This window comes from Steroidobacter sp., from assembly GCF_036406195.1.
Taxonomy (GTDB): Bacteria; Pseudomonadota; Gammaproteobacteria; order Steroidobacterales; family Steroidobacteraceae; genus Steroidobacter.
The window spans coordinates 244,469-264,764 of the sequence record NZ_DASWVW010000061.1 but is presented as its reverse complement, the minus strand read 5'-3'; the positions used below and the strand labels follow the sequence as shown (position 1 = coordinate 264,764).

Below are 20,296 nucleotides of genomic sequence, written 5' to 3'. Positions count from 1 at the left end.
CTCTTCAGCCCGATCGCTCCCGATCGCGCGTGTATCGAGCCTCAAGCCCAGGTGCTGCGCTTGGGCCGCGATTTGATCCAGGCGCCGAGCAGCAGACCCAGCAACACCAACCCACCGCCGGACAGCAGCCAGCGGAGCATGACGTTGCGCTTCAGGTCCTGCACTTCATCGGTGAGTTGCGTGACTCGAGTCTGCAGCGAGGCGTTGTCGGCCTTGAGCTGCTTGTTTTCTTCGTATTGCGTGATGGCCGTGGCCGATACGCGGCGAATTTCTGCCAGCTCGGCTTGCAGCCGCTGATTCTCCTTCTCCAGCTGGGCTGCGCGACTTTCTATTTCACTGCGCGCGCCGCGCACGTCCTGATAGTTCTCGCGCATCGATTTCAGCTGCGCTTCGAGCGCTTCGATGCGCTTGTTGGCCGCGGCCAGCCGGTCCTTCGCGATGGGTTGACTCGTGAGGTACTGAGTGGGCACCCATCCTTCGGTGCCATTGGGAGTGCGTACTTGAGTGAAGCCCGCGGCCTTGTCTTCGCCGAGCACTTCCAGCGGCAGCCCGCTCGGCAGCGCCGCGTTGATGATCTTGTGGCCGTTCGATGGACCGCGACGCAGGGGAACAGTCAGCTCATCGGAGATGTACATCGTCGCAGCGAAGGCGGACACCGGTCCTAGCACCAGCAGCAGCGCTAGCAGCACCTTTCTCAACATCAGCACGGATTCCTTATAGTCTTTGGTCTCGCCGTTGTGCCGGCAGACGCGCACTATAGCGAAACTGAACGCGTATTACGGCCAGTAATCGACGCGTTCGCCGATCGGCGACAGGTGCGTCAGGTATTTCTACGGCGGTTGGCGGTTGGCGGTTAGTGGCTGGTTTCGGAGGCCCACCAACCCACTAACCGCTAACGGCCAACCGCTAGTATTTGATCACCGTTCGCGCCGGCGAACCCTTCCAGCGGAAGTCCTGCACCAGGTTCAGATCGATGAGCACCGCCAGGAAATCGACCTGATAGCCGGCCAGCACACACAGCTCGGCCGCCGCTTGCAGCGTGCCCCCGGTGGCAAGCACGTCATCGACCAGCAACACCCGGCCGCTGCCTTGCTGCATTTCCAGCACGCCTTCGCCGTACTCGAGCTGATAGGGGATGGCGACCACCGGCGGCGGCAGCTTGCCCTGCTTGCGGATGGGCACGAACCCCTTGCCGTGCCGGAAGGCCAGGGCCGAGCCGAGCATGAAGCCGCGTGATTCGATGCCGGCCACGGCGTCGATCTGGCCCCACTCCGCGGCGCTCAGCAGGCCGCTCATGGCTTCGATGGTGGCGCCGAAGTGGCTGCGCAGTAATGGGGCAATGTCGCGGAAAACGATGCCGGGGCGCGGGAAATCCGCCACGTCGCGAATCAGGCGTTTCAGGTCTGTCATGAGCTTCCGATCGGTGCCGGTCGTCCTTCAGGTAAACTGCACGGCGGGCATTGTCGCCCAAGGATTGTGCCCTGGACTGCCGTCGGTCGCACACTCTGGCGCGACCGGCCCTTTTTTGATCCCTCAAACCTCAATCTCCCGTCAAATACTCGTTATCAATGCCGACCATGTTTCCTTCCGCCTTTCGTGCCCATCCCTGGCACGGCGTCGAGCTCGGCGCCGAAGCTCCGTCCGTCGTCACCGCCTATATCGAGATCGTGCCCACCGACACGGTCAAGTATGAAATCGACAAGGGCACCGGCCTGCTCAAGGTCGACCGGCCGCAGCGATTTTCCAACATCTGCCCGTCGCTGTACGGCTTCCTGCCCCGCACCTTATGCGCCGAACGCATCGCCGCCTATTGCGAAGAGCGCACCGGCAAGACCGGCATCAAGGGCGACGGCGATCCGATGGACATCTGCGTGCTGACCGAGAAGTCCATCGGTCACGGCGACGTGCTGGTGCAGGCCATTCCGATCGGTGGCCTGCGCATGATCGATGACAACGAAGCGGATGACAAAATCATCGCGGTGATGCGCGACGATGCGCTGTACGGGCACATGACGGATATTTCGCAGTGTCCGAAGTCGGTGATCGAGCGCGTGCGGCATTACTTTCTGACGTACAAGCATGCGCCTGGCTCGCCGGAGCATAAGGTGGAGATTACGCACGTGTATGGGCGTGATGAAGCGTATGAAGCGATTCGCCGCAGCCAGGCGGATTACACGGCGGCGTTCATGGGTGTCAGGTAAGGACACCCACACCCCCTCGCCCTCGAGGGCGAGGGGCTCGAGAATAAAGAGAGAAGATGTTTTTGGCGTCCTCGCCTGCCGGCGAGGACGCTATAGAAGAGAGATGGTTTCGCCTGCTGGCCAGGAGGCTCCAGAGAGCGCGTGCGGTGTGGCCTCCCGGGCCGTGCAGTCTCAAGAGCGCGCGTTCGTGGTGACCTTCTGGCGTCGGTGATATCTTGCCACTCCGTGGCAGGGTTTGACGTTGTAATTGCGACATGCGTGCCGAACGACTCATTGCCATTCTCATGGCCCTGCAACGGGCTCAGGCGCTCACTGCGGGTGAGCTGGCGCAGCGGCTCAGTGTTTCGGTGCGGACCATCTTTCGTGATATCGATGCGCTCTCGACCATGGGCGTGCCGGTGTACACCGAGCAGGGGCGTGGCGGCGGCATTCGACTGATCGAAGGCTACAGCTCCGATCTGACCGGGCTGTCCTCGGGTGAAGCCGAGGCACTGGCGTTGATTGCGAGTCCTGCTTCGATGGGCGTTCGCGATCTCGCCGGGCCGACGCGAACGGCGCTGGACAAGCTCTCGGCCGCTGTGCCGACGATGCATCAACTGCGTGCGCAGCATGCGCGCGGCCGGTTGCTCTTCGATACCAAGCCCTGGTTTCGTTCCTATACCGCCTCTCCCTATCTGGATACGCTCAGAGCGGCGATCTGGAAGGATGAATGCGTCAGCATCAATTACCGCCGCGGTAACGGCGAAGTGAAGGACTACCTGGTCGAGCCGTATGCGCTGGTCGTGAAGGTCGACACCTGGTACCTGATCGGCCGCGTGAAGCGCGAGACGCGGGTGTTTCGGATCTCGCGGCTGCAGGCGCTGCAGACCACCGGCACGACTTTCACTCGTGACCCGGACTTCGACCTGCAGAAGTTCTGGAACACCTGGTGCGAGAAGTTCGAAAAGAATCCGCCGGTGAGCTACCCGGTGGAGCTGATGATCTCGGCCAAGGGCAGGCAGCAACTGCTCGACAGCTTCGGCAACTGGTTCCGGCAGCGGCTCGAACCGCTGGGCGAGAGCTTCAAAGGCCGCAAGCCCGTGACTTTGGACTTCGAGCGCGAGGAGGCGGCGCTGCGCATCATGTTCGATCTGGTGTTCGAGGCCGATATCGTCCAGCCCGCCGAGCTGCGCCGCAAGCTGCGCAATCAGGCCAGGCGGGTGGTCGCCGCGATCGCCTGAGGGCTCGATGGCCGCGCCAGGCTACTTTTTCCCGAGCAGGATCGCGACCAGGCACGCGATCAGCAGCACGCTGTACTCCATGCCGTTGCGGCCCAGCCCGACCACGAACCAGCCGGCATGCCAGTGCACCCACCAGATGCCCAGCGCGGTCTGGATGATGAAGTACGCCGCCAGCGGCGCGGTGTACCGGCCGAGCGCCAGCAAGGTGCCGCCGACGATCTCGATGAGGGTCACCGCCCACGCCCAGGCGAGGCCGAAAGGCAGGCCGCGCGATTCCAGAAAAGGTCCGAACGGCGACACTGCCTCGTACACGACGCGGGCCACGCCGTGAATGACGAACATCGCCGCGACCGCGACGCGCACTACCATGATTGAAGAGATCTTCATGATCGTTGAGCCGGCCTCGAGGGCATCCTTCAAAAGCCGCGGATCATAAGGGAGCGCGTCTGCGATTGCAGCTCATGAGCCTGCGGCCAAGAACGATTGCAGCGCATTCGTCACGAGAGTGATGACCACATCTCACTCAACTGTACCTGTGAGCCGGGCGCAGGACAGGTGATACTGCCGCGGCATATGACTACCCCTACCGCGTCCCGCTCGTCTGCGTCCGCAGGCGCCTATGGCCTCGTGCTTGCTGCTGCGGCCATCCTGCTGATCACCATGGGTGTGCGGCAGACGTCGGGGTTGTTCCTGCTGCCTATCACACAGAGCACGGGCGTTTCGATCGTCGCGTTCAGTTTCGCACTGGCTGTGGGTCAGTTCGTGTTCGGTGCCGCGCAGCCGGTGTTCGGTGCCATCGCGGATAAATACGGCGCCGTAAAGGTGATCATCGCCGGCGCGCTGCTGCTGGCGGTTGGCTCCGCGCTCACGCCGTTCATGACTTCGAGCATGGGGTTGTTGTTCACGTTCGGCGTGATCGCGTCGGCGGGTGCGGCGGCGGGCAGCTTCTCGATCTTGATCGGCATCGCCTCGCAGCGCCTGCCGGTGGAGAAGCGTTCGATGGCGTCCGGCATCATCAATGCCGGCGGCTCGATCGGTCAGTTCGTATTCGCGCCGCTGGTGCAATTCATCATCGGCGTGGCGGGTTGGGCCAGCGCAATGTTTGCTACGGCATTCGCGGCCTTGCTGACGATTCCGTTGGTCTTGCCGCTGATTCGTTCGGCGTCGAACGCGGTCTCGTCGGCGACCTCCGCAGTAGCCACCGCGCACATCTCCCTGAGCGAGCAGGTGCGCGAAGCCATGCGCAATCCCAGCTATCTGTATCTGCACGCCGGCTTCTTTACTTGTGGATTTCACATCGCGTTCCTGGTCACGCATTTTCCGAGCGACCTGCAGCTGTGCGGGCTGACGCCGGAGGTGGCGGCCACGTCGCTGGGGCTGATCGGTCTGTTCAATGTCATCGGCAGCCTGGGCATCGGCTGGTTGGGACAGCGCTACCGGATGAAATATCTGTTGGCCTGGGTGTATGGCAGCCGCGCGGCGATCATTGCCATCTACATGGTGATGCCCAAGACCGCGCTGAACATCTATATGTTCGCAGCGGCACTCGGCGTGACCTGGCTGGCCACCGTGCCGCCCACGGCGGGATTGGTGGGCAAGCTGTTCGGCACGCGCTATCTGGCGACGCTGTTCGGCCTGACGCTGGTGTCGCACCAGGTCGGCGGCTTCCTCGGCGCCTGGCTCGGCGGCATCGTGCTGTCGCGAACCGATTCATACGCATGGATGTGGTATGCGGACATTGCGCTGGCGCTGATGGCCGCCATCGTGAACCTGCCGATTCGCGAGCAGAGACTGCAGGCGCAGCCGGCGTCGTCGCCGGCTTAGCACCAATGGCACTTAGTTAGCGCCCTGCAGTGGTTGGCGGTTAGCGGTTGGGGCAGAACGGAGGCCAGGATTTAGCTCATTTCTGGCTAACCGCTATCCGCTATCCGCGAACCGCTGCGACAAAGACGGTTAACTAAGCACCATTGGGCCTAGCAGTCCAGCGAGCCATGCCACCGGTTCTGCCGTCGCTGGACGTCGGCGCGGACTGGCCGGCGTCGAACGGCATTTCGCCGGCAAACACCTGACGTGCAGCCATGCCAATGGGTACACTGCCGCGCCTTCAACTCCCGAAGTGGATCAGTGCCATGACTGCACTCGTGACCTTGCGCAATGTCACCAAGAGCTACGTTCGCGGCAAGCAGAAAGTGGAAGTGCTGCACGGCGTGGACCTGACCATCGAGACCGGCGAGTTCCTGGCATTGATGGGGCCGTCCGGCTCGGGCAAGACCACGCTGCTGAACCTCGTGGCCGGCCTCGATCAACCCACCAGCGGCGAAGTGGCGGTCGCCGGTGATCGAATCGATCAGCTCTCGCGCGGCAGCCTGTCGGATTGGCGTGCGCGGCACATCGGGTTCATCTTCCAGTTTTATAACCTGCTGCCGGTGCTGACGGCGGAGGCGAATGTCGAAGTGCCGCTGCTGCTCACGAATCTTTCCAAGTCGGAGCGCCGTCGCCGTGTGCAGATCGCGTTGGAGCTGGTCGGCCTCGCCGACCGCGCGCGGCACAAGCCGAACGAGCTTTCGGGTGGTCAGCAGCAACGCGTCGCCATCGCGCGTGCCATCGTTTCCGATCCCACGCTGCTGGTGTGCGACGAGCCCACTGGCGATCTCGACCGTCAGAACGCCGAAGAGATCATGAATCTGCTGCAGGCGTTGAACCGCAGCCAGAACAAGACCATCGTGATGGTGACCCACGATCCCAAGGCCGCCGAGTACGCCTCGCGCGAGTTGCACCTGGACAAGGGTCGGCTCACCAACGACGCGAGGCGCGCCGCGTGAAATATTTCGGGCTCGTCTGGGCCGGCCTGTGGCGCAAGAAGACGCGCACCGTGTTCACGATGATCTCCATCGTGATCGCGTTCCTGCTGTTCGGGCTGCTGCAGGGAATCAACCAGGGCTTCGGCAACGCCCTGGCCAACCTGGACGTGAATCGTTTGTATGTATCGGCGCGCACCAGCATGACCGATGGCATGCCGATCTCGTACTTGACTCGCATTCGTAATGTGCCGGGCGTGGGCGCCGTTTCGATGTGGGCGTACTTCGGCGGCTATTACCAGGATGCGCGCAAGCCCGTTCCGGCGTTCGCCACCGACGCGGTGGAGCTGTTCAAGGTCTACAAAGAGATCAAGATCAAGCCCGAGTACATCGAGGCCATGGCCAGGACTCGCACCGGCGTGTTGCTCAGCGAAGCGCTTGCTGCTCAGTACGGCTGGAACGTCGGCGATCGCATTCCCATCGGCACATCCATCTGGACCAACAAGGCCGGCAGCAACACCTGGGAGTTCGACGTCGTCGGCACGTTCGACGCGAGCGCCTATGGCGCGGGCTTCCCTGCGTTCTATTTGAACTGGAGCTACTTCGATGAGGCACGCCAGTTCGGCACCGGCGACGTTCACTACTACATCGTGTCCGTGGACGATCCGAAGCAGGCTGACCGGGTGTCGCGTGAGATCGATGCGATGTTTGCCAACTCTTCGGTCGAGACGCGCACGCAGACTGAATATGCGCTGGCGCAGTCGCAGCTCAAGCAGCTCGGCGACATCAATTTCATCGCGAATGCGATTGTCGGCGCGGTGCTGTTCACCCTGTTGTTCCTGACGGCCAATACGATGATGCAGTCCGTGCGCGAGCGAACATCGGAGCTGGCCGTGCTCAAGACGCTGGGGTATTCGGATACCAAAGTGCTGGTGCTGGTACTGATCGAAGCATTGCTGTTGTGTTTGTTCGCCGCGGCGCTGGGTATCGCGCTGGCCGCACTGGTGTTCGAGTCGCCAGCGTTGCAGAAGCTGTTCGGAAACTTTTCGATGCCGGCGGTCGTGGCGGCCATGGGAGCCGGCATCGCGGTGCTGGTGGCATTCGTCAGTGGTTTCCCGCCAGCCTGGCGCGCGCGGCAATTGAACATCGTCGACGCGCTGGCGGGGCGCTGACCGGGAAAGCAACATGAAAATGTTCCGTCAGATCGGCGCCGTCACCGCCATGAACTTCCGTAGCCTGCCGCAGCGGATCAGTACCTCTCTGGTGGTGGTGATCGGTATCGCCGGTGTCGTTGCGGTATTGGTATCCGTGCTCGCGATGTCGACGGGCCTCATCCGCACCATGGAGAACACCGGCCGGGATGACCGCGCCATCGTGATGCGCAACGGCTCCGTTGCCGAAACATCGAGTGCGTTGGACCGCAAGTCCGTGCGCCTGATCCTCGATGCGCACGGCATCAAGCGCAACGTGCAGGGTGAACCGATCATGTCGGCCGAGACCATGCGCATCCTGAGCCTGCGCAAGCAAGCGGACGATGCGGAGATCAACGTGATCCTGCGCGGCGTCGGCCCCAAACTGCTGGAAGTGCGGCCGGAGCTGAAGATCATCGAAGGCCGCATGTTTCGGCCCGCGGTCACCGAGGTGATCGTCGGCAAGTCCGCTCGCGCCCAGTTCAAAGGCTTGAATGTCGGCGACGTGGTTCGTTCGCGAGGCGCCAACTGGACGGTGGTCGGCGTGTTCGATACCGGCGGGGATGCGCACGAGTCGTCGCTGATGACGGACGCGGAAACATTGAGCTCGGTCGATCGGCGCGGCTCGTTTCAGAGTGTTACCGCCATGCTCGAATCCCCGGCGGCCCTGCCAAGACTCAAGGACTCGCTCAGCGCCAACCCCGAGCTGTCGGTCGATGTGGTGCGCGAGCGGGAGTACTACCAGCAGCAATCCAAGACCATGAGCACCATCATCAAGGTAATCGCCTACGTGGTGGGTGGAATCATGGCGGTGGGTGCGGTGTTCGCGGCGCTCAACACCATGTATTCGGCGGTCAGCGCGCGGCTACAGGAAATTGCCACATTGCGTGCGCTGGGATTCGGCCCGACGGCCATGGTCATGTCGGTGCTGGCCGAAGCGCTGGTGCTGGCATTGATCGGCGGTGTCATCGGCGCGTTGCTCGCGTGGTTGTTCTTCAATGGCAATACCGCGAGCACTTCCGGCGGCGGCCTGGGGCAGATGGTGTTCGAGCTGAGCGTCAGCCCGGGGCTCATGATCCTGGGCATCGTCTGGGCCTGCTTCATAGGAGTGCTTGGCGGTTTGTTCCCCGCGGTGCGGGCGGCACGGCTGCCGGTGGCCCTGGCCTTGAGGGCCGTTTAGCGAGTCGGCGTCTCGTCGGCAGCTTTGTTTTGTTATTCTCGGGGGCCGGGTGGGGCCCCATGCAGCAAACGATTCGATTCATCAAATCAGCCGACGGCACGCGTCTGGCCGTGGCCACCTCTGGCCAGGGACCGCCGCTGATGAAGTCGGCCAACTGGCTGTCGCACCTGGAGTTCGACTGGCAGAGCCCGGTGTGGCGCCACTGGTTCCGGTATCTTTCTTCGGGCCGGCAATTGATTCGTTTCGATCCGCGCGGCTGCGGGCTGTCGGATTGGGAGGTCGCCGATCTGTCGCACGAGGCGCAGGTCGCGGACCTGGAGGCCATCATCGATGCTTCCGAGCTGGAAACATTCCCGCTGCTCGGCATCTCGCAAGGCGGCGCCGCCTGTATCGAATATGCTGTGCGCCATCCGGAGCGCGTCTCGCAACTGATCCTGTACGGTTGTTATTCCGTAGGCTGGGCGCAGCGAAGCGAGGAGTCGCGCCGCCATGGCGAGGCGCTGGTCGAGCTGATTCGCCAGGGTTGGGGTCAGGAGAATCCGGCGTTCCGCCTGTTGTTTGCTTCGTTGTTCATTCCCGACGCGACTGCCGAGCAGGTGCGCTGGTTCGCGGACCTGATGCGTACCACCACGCGGCCCGAAATCGCCGCCCGCATCATCGAAGCGTTCGGACAGATCAACGTGCGTGCGTTGTTGCAGAAGGTGAGAGTGCCGACGGTGGTGGTGCACGCTCGAGACGATGCGCGCATCCCCTTCGAGCAAGGCCGCTTGCTGGCCGCGGAGATTCCCAATGCGCGCTTCGTGACGTTGGAAAGCCGCAACCACATTCTCATCGAGACCGAGCCGGCGTGGGCCCGGTTCTGCGAAACGTTCAACGAATGCATGGGGGTCGATGCGGAGCCGGCCGCCGCTGTCGATGCTGTTCCGGTGGATCTGCCGGAGCTGACGGCTCGCGAGAATGCGATCCTGCGGCTGCTGGCCCAGGGCGCGGCCAACGTCGAGATCGCCCGGCGCCTGTTCATCAGCGAGAAAACGGTGCGCAATCACCTGACGAATATTTTCGAGAAATTGGGCGTGGACTCGCGCGCCCGGGCCATCGTCATGGCCCGCGACCGAGGTGTTGCATAGCCAACGGCCTGTCCCAAAGTACCAACCCGCCGCCGTAGGCGGCGGCGAGCGGCAAAAAGTCGCGCCTTTTGCCGACTCGCGCTCGGGTCGTGGCAGCATGCCCGCATCCCAAACATTGGTTGGGACATATGTCCCGCTCTCATTGCGTTGCGATTGAGCCTTTTGCCTCATGCGCCGCTGGCCGCGAATGCGCACCATGCGCGCACTTTGAAAAAGCGCACACGAGACAAGCTTATGAGTGCTGCAGCCGCCATGGTGGTGTCGCCCGCCGCCCAGAAACTGTTTCAGGAAAATTCCGACCGTGCTCGCTACGCCCGGTGCATCAAGGCGTCCAAACGGGTGCGTTGGGACATCGATGCCGATGTGTTTCGTGGCCGGACCTTCGACTTCCGCCGCAAGTTCCTGCCCGACGGCCTCACCAAGGTCAACGAGCTGGACTTTCTGAGCGCTGACGAAAAGCGCGCCATGAGCCATGTGCAGGGCCGCAGCTACGCCTGTTTGTTCGGGCTGGTGGAGCGGTTCATCAGCGCCAAGACCCTGGAGCTGGCCAGCAAGCAGGGGCTGGGTGACCAGGTGGCGCTGGAAGGGCTGGTGCGTTTCGGCGACGAGGAGCTCAAGCATCAGGAGCTGTTCCGGCGCATCGACGCGATGATTGCCGAGCGCATGCCCGGCGGCTATGCCCTGATTGCCGATGCCAACGAAGTGGCGCGCGAGGTGCTGAGCAAATCCACTTGGGCGGTGTTGGCGCTGACCTGTCACATCGAGCTGTTCACGCAGGCGCACTATCGCGAGAGCCTGGAACGCGACGATCAGTTATCCGATCTGTATCGCGATGTATTTCGCTTTCATTGGCTGGAGGAGTGCCAGCACGCGGTGATGGATGAGATCGAATGGACCCGCGAGGATCGCAACCTCGGCGCGGTGGAGCGAGACATCGCGGTCGACGATCTGATCGCGCTGCTGCGCCTGCTGGATCAAGTGGTGTGCACTCAATCATCGGCCGATGCAGGCTACTTCATGCGGCTGTGCGAACGTACCTTCTCGCCGCTCGAGCAGCAGCAGATTCGTGACACCATGAGGCGTGCCTATCGCTGGCAGTACATCGCCTCGGGCGCGCAGCACCCGCACTTCATCAAGATGTTGTCTGGCATGGTGACGCGCCAGCAGTTCCAGCGAATTCAGGCCGCCCTTGCGCCGATGGTGGGCGCGCCCGCCTGAGGGAAGCCGGCCAGGAGGTCGGCCGGCTTCCGCACACCTCAATTTCCGAGTATGGGCAAGTTGCCCAGGAAGTCGGCCTTGCCGAGCTGCACGCCGCCATGACGCAGCATCGCGTACGCGGTGGTCACGTGGAAGAAGAAGTTCGGCAACGCCCAGTGCCGCACGAAATCCGCAGCTTTGAAATCGAACGAGATACGCGGCGTCTTGACGTTGATGACGCGGCTGTCGTCTCCGGTGAACTGCTCGGGCTTGAAGCTCTGCAGATAATCGATGGTCTTGACGATGCGCGCTATCAGCTCGGCCATCGTGGTCTCGTTATCCTCGAACTTCGGCGCTTCGGTGTTGCTCAGGCGCGCGGCGGCGCCCTTGGCGGCGTCGGTCGCGATCTGCACCTGGCGATTGAACGGCAGCATGTCCGGGTACAGCCGCATCGAGACGAACACGTTCGGATCGAACTTGCGGGCTTCGGCATGCGCCACCGCCTTTTCCAGCACGGCCTTCAGGCTGCCCAGCGTAAGCAGAAAGGTGGGAATGGTGACTTCGTACAGGGACAGGCTCATGGATGATCTCCGGACAGCGGTGCATGAAAGTTGCGGTCCCAGCCTCGGCTCCAAGCGTTGGCCAGGTGTGGCGCCGCGCATTATAGAAGGGCGCTAACATTGGAGTCTCCGGCGTCGACCGGAATTCGGATGCCGAACGACAGGAGTCGCAGGCGCAGATCGAGGAGCTGAAGCGGTTCATCTCGCTGCCGGAGCCGACGGCGAACTCGTCGTCTGTCATGGAGTAATAGCGCGCCGGCTATTTCGCCGGCGGCTTGTACACATCCACCGATAACGTAACGGTGCGACCTTCGTTCGCGGCCAGCGCGCCCACGCCAACGACCTTGCGTTCCACTTCTTCGCCGCGGTCGTTACGCACCGAGATGACGATGGAATATTCCCAGGGCTCGCCTACGGCCGGGTGGCGAAAGGCGCCTTCGACCCGCAAGGCCGAGAACGTCGCCTGGGCGCGGCGCTCGACGGCAGCCTTCGGATCGAAGCGCAGGTGATGCTGGCAAGCCGGGCAGATGCTCGCGCTTTCGAGAATGGTCGACTTGCAATGCGGGCATATGCGCGTCTTGCCAGCCGAGGCTGCCCGTCCCGTACTGATCACGGGCATCGGGACTACTTGCCGCCTTTCTCATCCCAACCGAATTCGGCGCGGCCGCGCATGCGAGAACCCGCCGCGACGGTCAGCGAGCCCGCCTTGAGGTCACCGTTCAGCACGCCGGTCTGCAGCAGTTCCACGCGAGTAGCCGCGTCGATGTTGCCCTCCAGCTCGCCGCCGACGATCACGGTGTTGGCTCGTACGCTGCCGGTGATCTTGGCGCCCTGCTCGATGGTCAGGTTGCCCTGCACATGCACGTCGCCTTTGAAATTGCCGGCCACGCGCACGTTGCCGGAGCCTTCGATCTTGCCCTCGATGGTCAGGCCGGCGGCCAGCACCGATTCCTTGGTGTCAGCGGCGGCGCTGGCACGGGCCGCGGAACCGCGAGGCGTGTCGACGGCTGCGACGGTTGCGACGGTTTTTTCTGGGGCGGGGTCCGGGGTGTTCTGTTCCCTGCCGTACTGATCTTTCCACAACGCCATGTCGGCACTCCTCAGTTTGAACGAGCTGCGGGTAAATGAGCTGCGGTTAATTACACAGGCGACCAAAGAGTGTCAAATATTCCGACACGACGTCGCCCCCGGCAGACATAACCCTATGTGCGATGCTGTTCGTTCAGCCCCGCCGTTCAGTTGCGGCTTTTGCATTGCAAGACAGAGGAGTGTGAATTTGCTCTCGCCGGCCTATATTCGCGCCCTACACAAATTCCAAGCCGGTGAGGATATTTTTTAATGATCAAGCTCACGGTCAATGGCCAACCACGCGACGTGGAGGCCTCGGGGGATACGCCGCTACTCTGGGTGTTGCGGGACACGCTGGGGCTGACGGGTACCAAGTTCGGTTGCGGCATGGCTCTCTGCGGTGCCTGTACCGTTCATGTCGATGGCGCGCCCACCCGAGCGTGCATCGCGCCTGTCGAAAGCGTTGCCGGCAAATCGATTACGACCATCGAAGGTCTGTCGCCGGATCGCAGCCATCCGGTGCAACGCGCGTGGATCGAGATCGACGTGCCTCAATGCGGCTACTGTCAGTCGGGACAGATCATGTCCGCGGTGGCGCTGCTCGAACAAAATCCCAAGCCTTCGGATGCGGACATCGACGCGGCCATGAGCGGTAACATCTGCCGCTGCGGCACCTATCCGCGCATTCGCAAAGCCGTTCATCGTGCCGCCGCGCTGGCTGAGCAGTCACCCGCTCGAAGCGGCGGGGAGGGTGGCTGAGATGACAACCTCCATTCGTTCCATGCAGGGTGAGCTGACGCGCCGCGGCTTTCTGAAAACGTCAGCGACCGCGGCCAGTGGCCTGGTGATCGCTTGTTACATTCCCGGTTGCAGCAAGCCCGAGCAGGCGCTCGAGAGCTCCGGGCCGCCGAAGCTGGTCAAGGCAAACGCCTTCCTGCAGATCGGCACCGACGGCTCGATCACCATGTTCTGTGACAAGTCGGAGATGGGCCAGGGCGTGTATACCGCGCTGCCGACTTTGATCGCAGAAGAGCTTGGCGTCGCGCCGACCGAGATCAAAGTCGAGTTCGCGCCGCCTGGCAGCGAATACGTGAACAAGATGCTCGGTGCGCAAATGACGGGCGGCAGCACCAGCGTGCGCGAAGCTTGGGACAAACTGCGCATGGCGGGGGCCGAGGCGCGCACGCGTTTGATTGCGGCCGCTGCGAAAGAGTGGAGTGCGCCTCCGCAGTCATGCACGGTTGCCGATGGCTACGTCGTGTTCACCAGTCGTCGCAAGTCGTTCGGCGAACTGGCGGAAGCTGCCGCAGCGATGCCTGCTCCCGAGAATGTGCACGTCAAAGCGGTCAGCGAGTTCAAGTACGTCGGCAAGAGCTTGCCGAGACTGGATACCCCCTCGAAGGTGGATGGCAGCGCGCAGTTCGGTATCGATATGCGACTGCCCGGAATGCTGTACGCCGCGCTGGCGCAGCCGCCGGAGTTGGGCGGCAGCGTGAAAAGCTTCAACGCCGACCAGGCCAAAGCGATGCCGGGCGTGCGCGAGGTGTTGCAAACATCGTCGGGCGTGGCGGTGGTCGCCGATTCCTGGTGGCAGGCGAAACAGGCCCGCGATGCGTTGGACATTCAATGGAATCCAGGCAGCACGGCCAAGATCAGCAATGCGTCCATCTATGCCGGACTGAAGTCGGCGGCGAGCGGCAAAGGCCTGGAAGTGCGCAAGCAGGGAGATGCCGACGCGGGCTGGAAAGCGAACAGCCGGCGTGTCGAGGCGACCTATGAATTGCCGATGCTGGCGCACGCGACGATGGAGCCGCAGAACTGCACGGTGGAGTTCCGCGAGGATGGTTGTCACGTGTATGCGCCCACACAGGCGCAACAGCGGGTGCAGGCGTTCGCGGCCACGGCGGCCGGCTTGCCGCCGGAGCAAGTGTTCGTGCACACGACCTTTCTTGGCGGCGGCTTCGGACGCAGGCTGGAGGCGGATTTCGTGCCGGCGGCGGTCGAGTGCGCGAAGGCGATGAACAAGCCGGTGAAAGTCTTGTGGACGCGAGAGGACGACACGACTCACGACAAATATCGTCCGCCGGCACGCAATACGCTGGCGGGAGCTTTCGATGCCAATGGCAAGCTGGACACGGTGAAGGTGCGGTTGGTTGCGCCGTCGATCACCGAGAGATGGGCGCCGGGCGTGGTGCCGGCGGGCACGCCCGATCCGTTTTCGATCGAGGCGGTTCATAACTTTCCGTATGACGTGCCGAATCTCCATATCGACTACGTGAGGCACGAGATCGGGTTGGAGGTGGGTTACTGGCGCTCGGTGAGCCATGCGCTCAACTGCTTCACCGTCGAAAGTTTCATGGATGAGCTGGCGGCGGAGGGGAGGCTGGACCCGGTCGATTTTCGGCGCTCGCTGTTGGGGAAGGAGCCGCGTTGGCTAGCGGTGCTCGATGCAGCGACGCGCAAAGCCAACTGGGGCAATCCGCCGGCGGGACGTTTTCAAGGCGTCGCGTTGATGTCGGGCTATGACACTTATCTGGCGCAGGTCGCGGAGATTTCGCTCGAAGGCAACAAGCTCAAGGTCCATCGCATCGTGTGCGCGATCGATTGCGGGCGGATGGTGAATCCCAGCATCGTGCAGGCGCAGGCCGAGGGCAGCATCATCTTCGGATTGACGGCGGCGTTGTTCGGCGAGATCAACGTGGTGGGCGGCAAGGTGCAGGAGCAGAACTTCGATACTTATCGGCTGTTGAGGATCAACGAGGTGCCGCTCATCGAGGTGCACTTGCTCAATAGCGACGAGAAGCCGGGCGGCATGGGTGAGCCGGCGACTGCTCTGGTTGCTCCTGCGGTTTGTAATGCGATCTACGCGGCGACCAGGAAGAGGTTGCGTCGGTTGCCGATCGTGAAGCAGGGGTTTGTTGTTTAAGAAGAAGAGAGAGGCGTCGACGCTGTAGGTCAACGCGGGCTTTGGGGCAGGGAGGTTGGTGGGCGTTGGCTTGCTCTGTTTTTTCTTCCCATGCCAAACATGGGCATCTCAAATGCAGCAGTCGCTATCTATAGCAGCGTCAGCTGCAGGCTCAGCAGCAACGCGACACCCCGGTCCACTTGCTCTGCTGCTGCTTGAGATAGAACGCGCGCCGGCTCATCGGAGGTGAGCCGGCATGTGCCTGGGCGTGATGCGCCAGGTATTTGTCGTAAGCGTCATCGGTGGCCAGCGTGCGGATCATGCTCCAGCTCGCGGCCAGCCAATGGGCGAGTCGTTGCATGCTCATGCTGCCTCCGCGCTGACTTTGACCGTGTCGATGTGGACGTGCGGTGCCTCCGAGTTCGGCGGCACCGGCAGGCCACGGACCGTCCGGAAGCTTACGCGGATCATGTCGGCGATGACCACCCACAGGATCAACGTCAGCAATATGGCCAGCCCCGCATCCAGCCGCTGGTTGAAGATCAACTGCGGCGCGACTGCCGCCTGCTGCGCCGGCAATGCGCCGCTGGCGAGTTTGGCCGCCAGCTGATCGGCGGCGGCCAGGAAGCCGATGCGCGGATCGCTGGACACGACTTTTTCCCACGTGGCGGACGTGGTCACGATGGCCAGCCACGCCAGTGGCGCGGCGGTTACCCATGAAAATCGCAGCTTGCCCTGCTTGATCAGGATGCCGGTGGCCACGCTCAATGCGATGCCGGCCAGCAGCTGATTGGCGATGCCGAACAGCGGCCAGAGAATGTTGATGCCGCCGTTGGGGTCGACCACGCCGATGTACAGGAAATAACCCCAGCCCGCGACCACCAGGCCGCTGGCGATCAGCACTGACGGATACCACGACGTCTCGCCCATCGGCTTCCATACATGGCTGAGCGCATCCTGCAGCATGAAGCGGCCGACACGCGTGCCGGCATCCAGCGTGGTCAGAATGAACACCGCTTCGAACATGATGGCGAAGTGATACCAGAGGGCCAGCATGCTTTGGCCGAAGGCGCTGGAGAAAATGCTGGCCATGCCCACTGCCAGCGACGGCGCGCCGCCGGTGCGCGCGAACAGGGTCGATTCGCCCATTTCGTTGGCGAGCGCGGCCATCTGCTCGACCGTGACGGGGAAGCCCCAGCTGGTGATGGTCGCGACCGCCGCTTCGGCGCTGGCGCCGACGATGCCGGGCGCGCTGTTGATGGCGAAATACACGCCGGGTTGCAGCAGGGTCGCGGCGATCATGGCCATGATGGCCACGGCCGACTCCAGCATCATGCTGCCGTAGCCGATCAACCGCACGTCGGCTTCATTGCCGATGAGCTTCGGCGTGGTCCCGCTGGACACCAGGGCGTGGAACCCCGAGATGGCGCCGCAGGCGATGGTGATGAACACGAACGGAAACAGCGCGCCGCCAAAAATCGGCCCACTCCCGTCGATGAACTGCGTGACCGCGGGCATATGGATGTCGGGCCGCATGAGGATGACGGCGACGAACAGCAGCAGCACGGTGCCCAGCTTCAGGAACGTGGACAGATAGTCGCGCGGGGCGAGCAGCAGCCACACGGGTAACACGGCTGCAATGAAGCCGTAACCGATGACGAACCACGCCAGCGGCTTGCCTTCGAGGTTGAACATTTCGCGCAGCGCCGGGTGCGAGTCGACCCAGCCGCCGCCCACGACGGCGAGCAGCAGCAGCGCGATACCGATGATCGAGCCTTCCAGCACGCGGCCCGGCCGGATATTGCGCAGGTACAAACCGATCAGCACGGCGATGGGGATGGTCGCGAACACCGTCGAGGTGGCCCAGGGGCTGTGCTTCATCGCGTTCACCACCACCAGCCCGAGCACGGCGATGAGGATGATCATGATGGTGAGCGTGCCGAGCATTGCCGCGAAGCCGCCGATGGGGCCCAGCTCGTCGCGGGCCATCTGTCCCAGGCTGCGGCCGTTGCGCCGCGTGGACAGGAACAGGATGGTCATATCCTGAACGCAGCCGCCGAGCACGCCGCCGACCAGGATCCACAAGGTGCCCGGCAGATAGCCGAACTGGGCTGCGAGCGTCGGGCCGATCAGCGGGCCGGGACCGGCGATGGCGGCGAAGTGATGGCCGAACACGATCCAGCGATGGGTCGGCACGAAGTCGCGGCCGTTGTTCAGGCGCAGTGCCGGGGTGGCGCGCGTCGGGTCCACGCTGAGCACTTTCGCGGCGACCCATGCACTGTAAAAGCGATAGCCCAGGCTGTAGACGCAGATCGCGGCCACCACGATCCACATGGCATTGATGGTTTCGCCGCGATGAATGGCGATGCCGCCGATCGCGCAGGCGCCGACCAGCGCCACCAGAATCCAGAATGCTTTTCGTATCATTGTTGCCGCCGCGCCCCCCGTCCTTCGTGCGGCGGCATGGTAGCGCGTCAGCGGTGGTCATTCACCAAAGGTGGTGACCCCGGCCCAGTCGATACAGAACAGCCGGCTGTCGCGCAGCTCGGTCTTGATGATGCCGGTGTTAGGCACCGGGTGGCGCAACGAGAAATCCGCGGGCACGTTATTGGCCAGTACCGGCACCATGAGTCCGAGCGTGGCGCTGTGCGCCACGATCACGACGACGCCGCTGTCCAGCGCGTGACGGTTCATGATTTCGCGCACCAACGGCAGGAAGCGGCGCTGCACGTCGCCAAAACTCTCGCCGCTGCCGTGCCGTGCCTCGATGTCTTTTTCCATGAGCCACTTATGCGTCAGCTCGGCGTATACAGCGCCGATGTCCTGGCCCGAGTCCGGCGTGACGCCCAGGTCGATCTCGACCGCTTCCGGCGCCAGCTGCAGGGGCAGGATGTGATCGAGCGCGATGGCGTCGGCGGTCTGAATGGCACGCAGGTGCGTGCTGGTGTAGACCTTTCTGATCGGTGCCCCGCGCAATGACTCGGCCAGCGCGCGCGCTTGTTCCATGCCGTGGCGGGTCAACGGGTAACTCACACCGCTGTCGGGCACGGTGCGCGGCGTACCGGGCACGTTGAGCTCACTTTGACCGTGCCGGATGAACCAGATCTGCAACGGCGCATCGCTGGCTGCCAGGGCGGGCGGCATGCTCATCATTGCAAGCGCGCCGGTCAGCGCCAGGAATGCACGACGAGTGTGCCGCGCTTCAGGCTTCATGATCATGAGATCTGTTGTCTCGGTGCGGTGAGAGTGCGGGTTCCTGACGTGCTGTTGTACCTCATCGCCGGTTTTTGGCAAGTATGCCGGCGCTGCGTTCGACAATTACATGCGCCCGGCATCACTGCGCTGCCATGGGCGATGGCAACGAATGCTCGATGTGAAAATGTCTGTTGAGTGTTGACTACTTTTGCGTCAACGAGCGGAGTATGCTCAGCCGCCAACGAACGCACTTGATTCGACCGCTCGAGACATCCTAACAAGTTCTCATCGAGGGAATTTACGATGGCAGATCAGAATGTCCGTGGACGATTCGTCTGGCATGAGCTGGTGACGCCGGATGCCAATGCCGCCCATGCGTTCTATGGGAAGGCGATCGGCTGGAAGAGTCAGCCTTGGGAAGAAGACGCTTCTTACGTTATGTTCGCCGCGCCGCGCGGTCCCATCGGTGCAACGGTCGGGCGCGACAGTGCCGCCCCGCACTGGCTGCCGTACATCGGCACCGGCGACATCGAAAACACCATCGAGCTGGCGAAGCAAAAAGGCGGCTCGGTGGTGAAGGAAGTGGAGACGTTGTCCACCGGCAGCCGCTACGCGGTGCTGCAGGATCCCTATGGCGCCACGTTCGGCGTGTATGAATCCGCCGAGGACTACGGCAAGATCACGCCCCCGAAAGTCGGCGAGCATTCCTGGCACGAGTTGCTCAGCCCCGATCACGAGGCCGCTTTCGAGTTCTACTCCGCCTTGTTCGGTTGGGAGAAGATCCGCGAGCACGACATGGGGCCGATGGGCACTTATCTGATCTACGGGCTGAATGGCGACGCGCTGGGAGGCATGATGAAGACCATGGACAGTGGCCAGGGCACCGCTTGGCTCAGCTATGTGCACGTCAAGGATGTGAACCAGACCGCCCAGAAAGTGAAGTCCGCCGGCGGCCAGATCATCAACGGGCCCATGGAAGTGCCGGGCGGGGATTGGATTGTCGCGGCGCTCGATCCGCAGGGCGCGATGTTCGCGGCGCACGCCTCGGCCGCCAACATGAAAAAGCCCGAGAAGAAACCCAAGCAGGCCAAGAAACAGCCGCAACAGCTGACATTGGAGACCGAGAACCCGCCGCCGGCGGTGCAGGAACCCGAGACGCCTGCCGAGCAAGCGCCGCCGGCCGATAAACCGGTGGAGGAGCCGGCGCAGAAGGCACCCGCGAAGAAAGCTCCGGCCAGAAAGGCGCCCGCCAAGGAAGCGCCCGCGAAGCGAGCGCCCGCCAAGAAGTCTCCGGCGAAAAAGGCTCCGGCCAAGAAGGGCCCGGCCAAGAAAGCGCCGGCCAAGAAGTCGACCAAGCGGCCAGCCAAGAAGTCTGGTGGCAAGAAGTCCGGTGGCAAGAAATCGGCCGGCAAGCAGAAGTCCAGCAAGAAGCGGCCGGCGGCCAAGGGCGCCGGCAGCAAGAAGTCCGCGGCCCGCAGAGGCGCCAAGAAAGGCGCCCGGAAGGTCGCGGCCAAGAGCAAGACGCGCTCGGGGGGGAAGAAGAAGGCGGTGAAAAAGCCGCGAAAGGGGAAGTGATGCCCAGGGAAGGGGCTAGTCACTAAGCTCGAAAGGGCCCGGCCCTTTCGAACCACAACATTAGTGCTAGGTAGCGCGGG

The 20,296-nt window shown here is 63.1% G+C and carries 20 protein-coding genes; 11 read left to right on the top strand and 9 right to left on the bottom strand.

The window, feature by feature from the left end:
* Window positions 1-41 precede the first annotated feature (41 nt).
* Together VGE08_RS24835 and VGE08_RS24830 are read right to left on the bottom strand one after the other, a co-directional pair.
* Complete coding sequence (locus VGE08_RS24835; RefSeq protein WP_331070841.1) at window positions 42-701, bottom strand: TIGR04211 family SH3 domain-containing protein; 660 nt, start codon at window positions 699-701, stop codon at window positions 42-44.
* Window positions 702-906: 205 nt separating this feature from the next.
* On the bottom strand, window positions 907-1,410 hold the full coding sequence (locus VGE08_RS24830) for an adenine phosphoribosyltransferase (protein ID WP_331070627.1): 504 nt from the start codon (window positions 1,408-1,410) through the stop codon (window positions 907-909).
* A 167-nt stretch (window positions 1,411-1,577) separates the two neighbouring features.
* Between VGE08_RS24830 and VGE08_RS24825 the strand changes: the two genes are divergently transcribed.
* Both VGE08_RS24825 and VGE08_RS24820 read left to right on the top strand, forming a co-directional pair.
* On the top strand, window positions 1,578-2,201 hold the full coding sequence (locus tag VGE08_RS24825) for an inorganic pyrophosphatase (protein ID WP_331070626.1): 624 nt from the start codon (window positions 1,578-1,580) through the stop codon (window positions 2,199-2,201).
* A 254-nt stretch (window positions 2,202-2,455) separates the two neighbouring features.
* A complete protein-coding gene (locus VGE08_RS24820; protein WP_331070625.1) occupies window positions 2,456-3,421 on the top strand; it encodes a YafY family protein in 966 nt (321 codons plus the stop codon).
* 21 nt (window positions 3,422-3,442) lie between these two features.
* Here the strand turns inward: VGE08_RS24820 and VGE08_RS24815 are convergent, their stop codons facing one another.
* Entirely contained in the window at window positions 3,443-3,808 is a 366-nt protein-coding gene (locus tag VGE08_RS24815) for a DoxX family protein (RefSeq protein WP_331070624.1), read from the bottom strand.
* Between the two features lie 186 nt (window positions 3,809-3,994).
* Between VGE08_RS24815 and VGE08_RS24810 the strand changes: the two genes are divergently transcribed.
* From VGE08_RS24810 to VGE08_RS24785, 6 genes are all read left to right on the top strand, one after another.
* The gene (locus VGE08_RS24810) at window positions 3,995-5,245 is read left to right on the top strand and encodes an MFS transporter (protein WP_331070623.1); all 1,251 of its coding nucleotides are present in this window, start codon (window positions 3,995-3,997) and stop codon (window positions 5,243-5,245) included.
* A gap of 305 nt (window positions 5,246-5,550) precedes the next feature.
* Window positions 5,551-6,243, top strand: a complete 693-nt coding sequence (locus tag VGE08_RS24805) for an ABC transporter ATP-binding protein (RefSeq protein WP_331070622.1) — start codon at window positions 5,551-5,553, stop codon at window positions 6,241-6,243.
* Window positions 6,240-7,391 (top strand): ABC transporter permease, encoded by a 1,152-nt coding sequence (locus tag VGE08_RS24800; protein WP_331070621.1) that lies wholly within the window; start codon window positions 6,240-6,242, stop codon window positions 7,389-7,391. The genes VGE08_RS24805 and VGE08_RS24800 overlap by 4 nt, the downstream gene beginning before the upstream one ends.
* A gap of 13 nt (window positions 7,392-7,404) precedes the next feature.
* Window positions 7,405-8,589 (top strand): ABC transporter permease, encoded by a 1,185-nt coding sequence (locus VGE08_RS24795; RefSeq protein ID WP_331070620.1) that lies wholly within the window; start codon window positions 7,405-7,407, stop codon window positions 8,587-8,589.
* A 59-nt stretch (window positions 8,590-8,648) separates the two neighbouring features.
* Window positions 8,649-9,716: an alpha/beta fold hydrolase gene (locus tag VGE08_RS24790; RefSeq protein ID WP_331070619.1), complete on the top strand. Its 1,068-nt coding sequence runs from the start codon at window positions 8,649-8,651 to the stop codon at window positions 9,714-9,716.
* A 234-nt stretch (window positions 9,717-9,950) separates the two neighbouring features.
* Window positions 9,951-10,934: a hypothetical protein gene (locus VGE08_RS24785; RefSeq protein ID WP_331070618.1), complete on the top strand. Its 984-nt coding sequence runs from the start codon at window positions 9,951-9,953 to the stop codon at window positions 10,932-10,934.
* Window positions 10,935-10,972: 38 nt separating this feature from the next.
* Here the strand turns inward: VGE08_RS24785 and VGE08_RS24780 are convergent, their stop codons facing one another.
* From VGE08_RS24780 to VGE08_RS24770, 3 genes are all read right to left on the bottom strand, one after another.
* Entirely contained in the window at window positions 10,973-11,494 is a 522-nt protein-coding gene (locus VGE08_RS24780) for a DUF1993 domain-containing protein (protein WP_331070617.1), read from the bottom strand.
* Window positions 11,495-11,732: 238 nt separating this feature from the next.
* The gene (locus VGE08_RS24775; RefSeq protein WP_414717534.1) at window positions 11,733-12,083 is read right to left on the bottom strand and encodes a hypothetical protein; all 351 of its coding nucleotides are present in this window, start codon (window positions 12,081-12,083) and stop codon (window positions 11,733-11,735) included.
* Between the two features lie 14 nt (window positions 12,084-12,097).
* Window positions 12,098-12,562 carry a polymer-forming cytoskeletal protein gene (locus tag VGE08_RS24770; protein ID WP_331070615.1) on the bottom strand — a complete coding sequence of 155 codons (465 nt, stop codon included), beginning with the start codon at window positions 12,560-12,562 and terminating at the stop codon, window positions 12,098-12,100.
* A 249-nt stretch (window positions 12,563-12,811) separates the two neighbouring features.
* Between VGE08_RS24770 and VGE08_RS24765 the strand changes: the two genes are divergently transcribed.
* Window positions 12,812-13,300 (top strand): (2Fe-2S)-binding protein, encoded by a 489-nt coding sequence (locus VGE08_RS24765; RefSeq protein ID WP_331070614.1) that lies wholly within the window; start codon window positions 12,812-12,814, stop codon window positions 13,298-13,300.
* 1 nt (window position 13,301) lies between these two features.
* Window positions 13,302-15,467: a xanthine dehydrogenase family protein molybdopterin-binding subunit gene (locus tag VGE08_RS24760; protein WP_331070613.1), complete on the top strand. Its 2,166-nt coding sequence runs from the start codon at window positions 13,302-13,304 to the stop codon at window positions 15,465-15,467.
* 151 nt (window positions 15,468-15,618) lie between these two features.
* Here VGE08_RS24760 and VGE08_RS24755 read toward each other — a convergent pair whose 3' ends face one another.
* From VGE08_RS24755 to VGE08_RS24745, 3 genes are read right to left on the bottom strand one after another with little or no spacing between them, the layout of a single operon-like run.
* The gene (locus tag VGE08_RS24755; protein WP_331070612.1) at window positions 15,619-15,813 is read right to left on the bottom strand and encodes a YbdD/YjiX family protein; all 195 of its coding nucleotides are present in this window, start codon (window positions 15,811-15,813) and stop codon (window positions 15,619-15,621) included.
* Window positions 15,810-17,873 carry a carbon starvation CstA family protein gene (locus VGE08_RS24750; RefSeq protein WP_331070611.1) on the bottom strand — a complete coding sequence of 688 codons (2,064 nt, stop codon included), beginning with the start codon at window positions 17,871-17,873 and terminating at the stop codon, window positions 15,810-15,812. Before VGE08_RS24750 ends, VGE08_RS24755 begins: the two co-directional genes overlap by 4 nt.
* Before the next feature lie 57 nt (window positions 17,874-17,930).
* The gene (locus tag VGE08_RS24745) at window positions 17,931-18,659 is read right to left on the bottom strand and encodes a histidine phosphatase family protein (RefSeq protein ID WP_331070610.1); all 729 of its coding nucleotides are present in this window, start codon (window positions 18,657-18,659) and stop codon (window positions 17,931-17,933) included.
* Window positions 18,660-18,944: 285 nt separating this feature from the next.
* On the opposite strand from VGE08_RS24745, the gene VGE08_RS24740 reads away from it, so the two are divergent.
* Window positions 18,945-20,216: a VOC family protein gene (locus tag VGE08_RS24740; RefSeq protein WP_331070609.1), complete on the top strand. Its 1,272-nt coding sequence runs from the start codon at window positions 18,945-18,947 to the stop codon at window positions 20,214-20,216.
* Window positions 20,217-20,296: the final 80 nt, after the last annotated feature.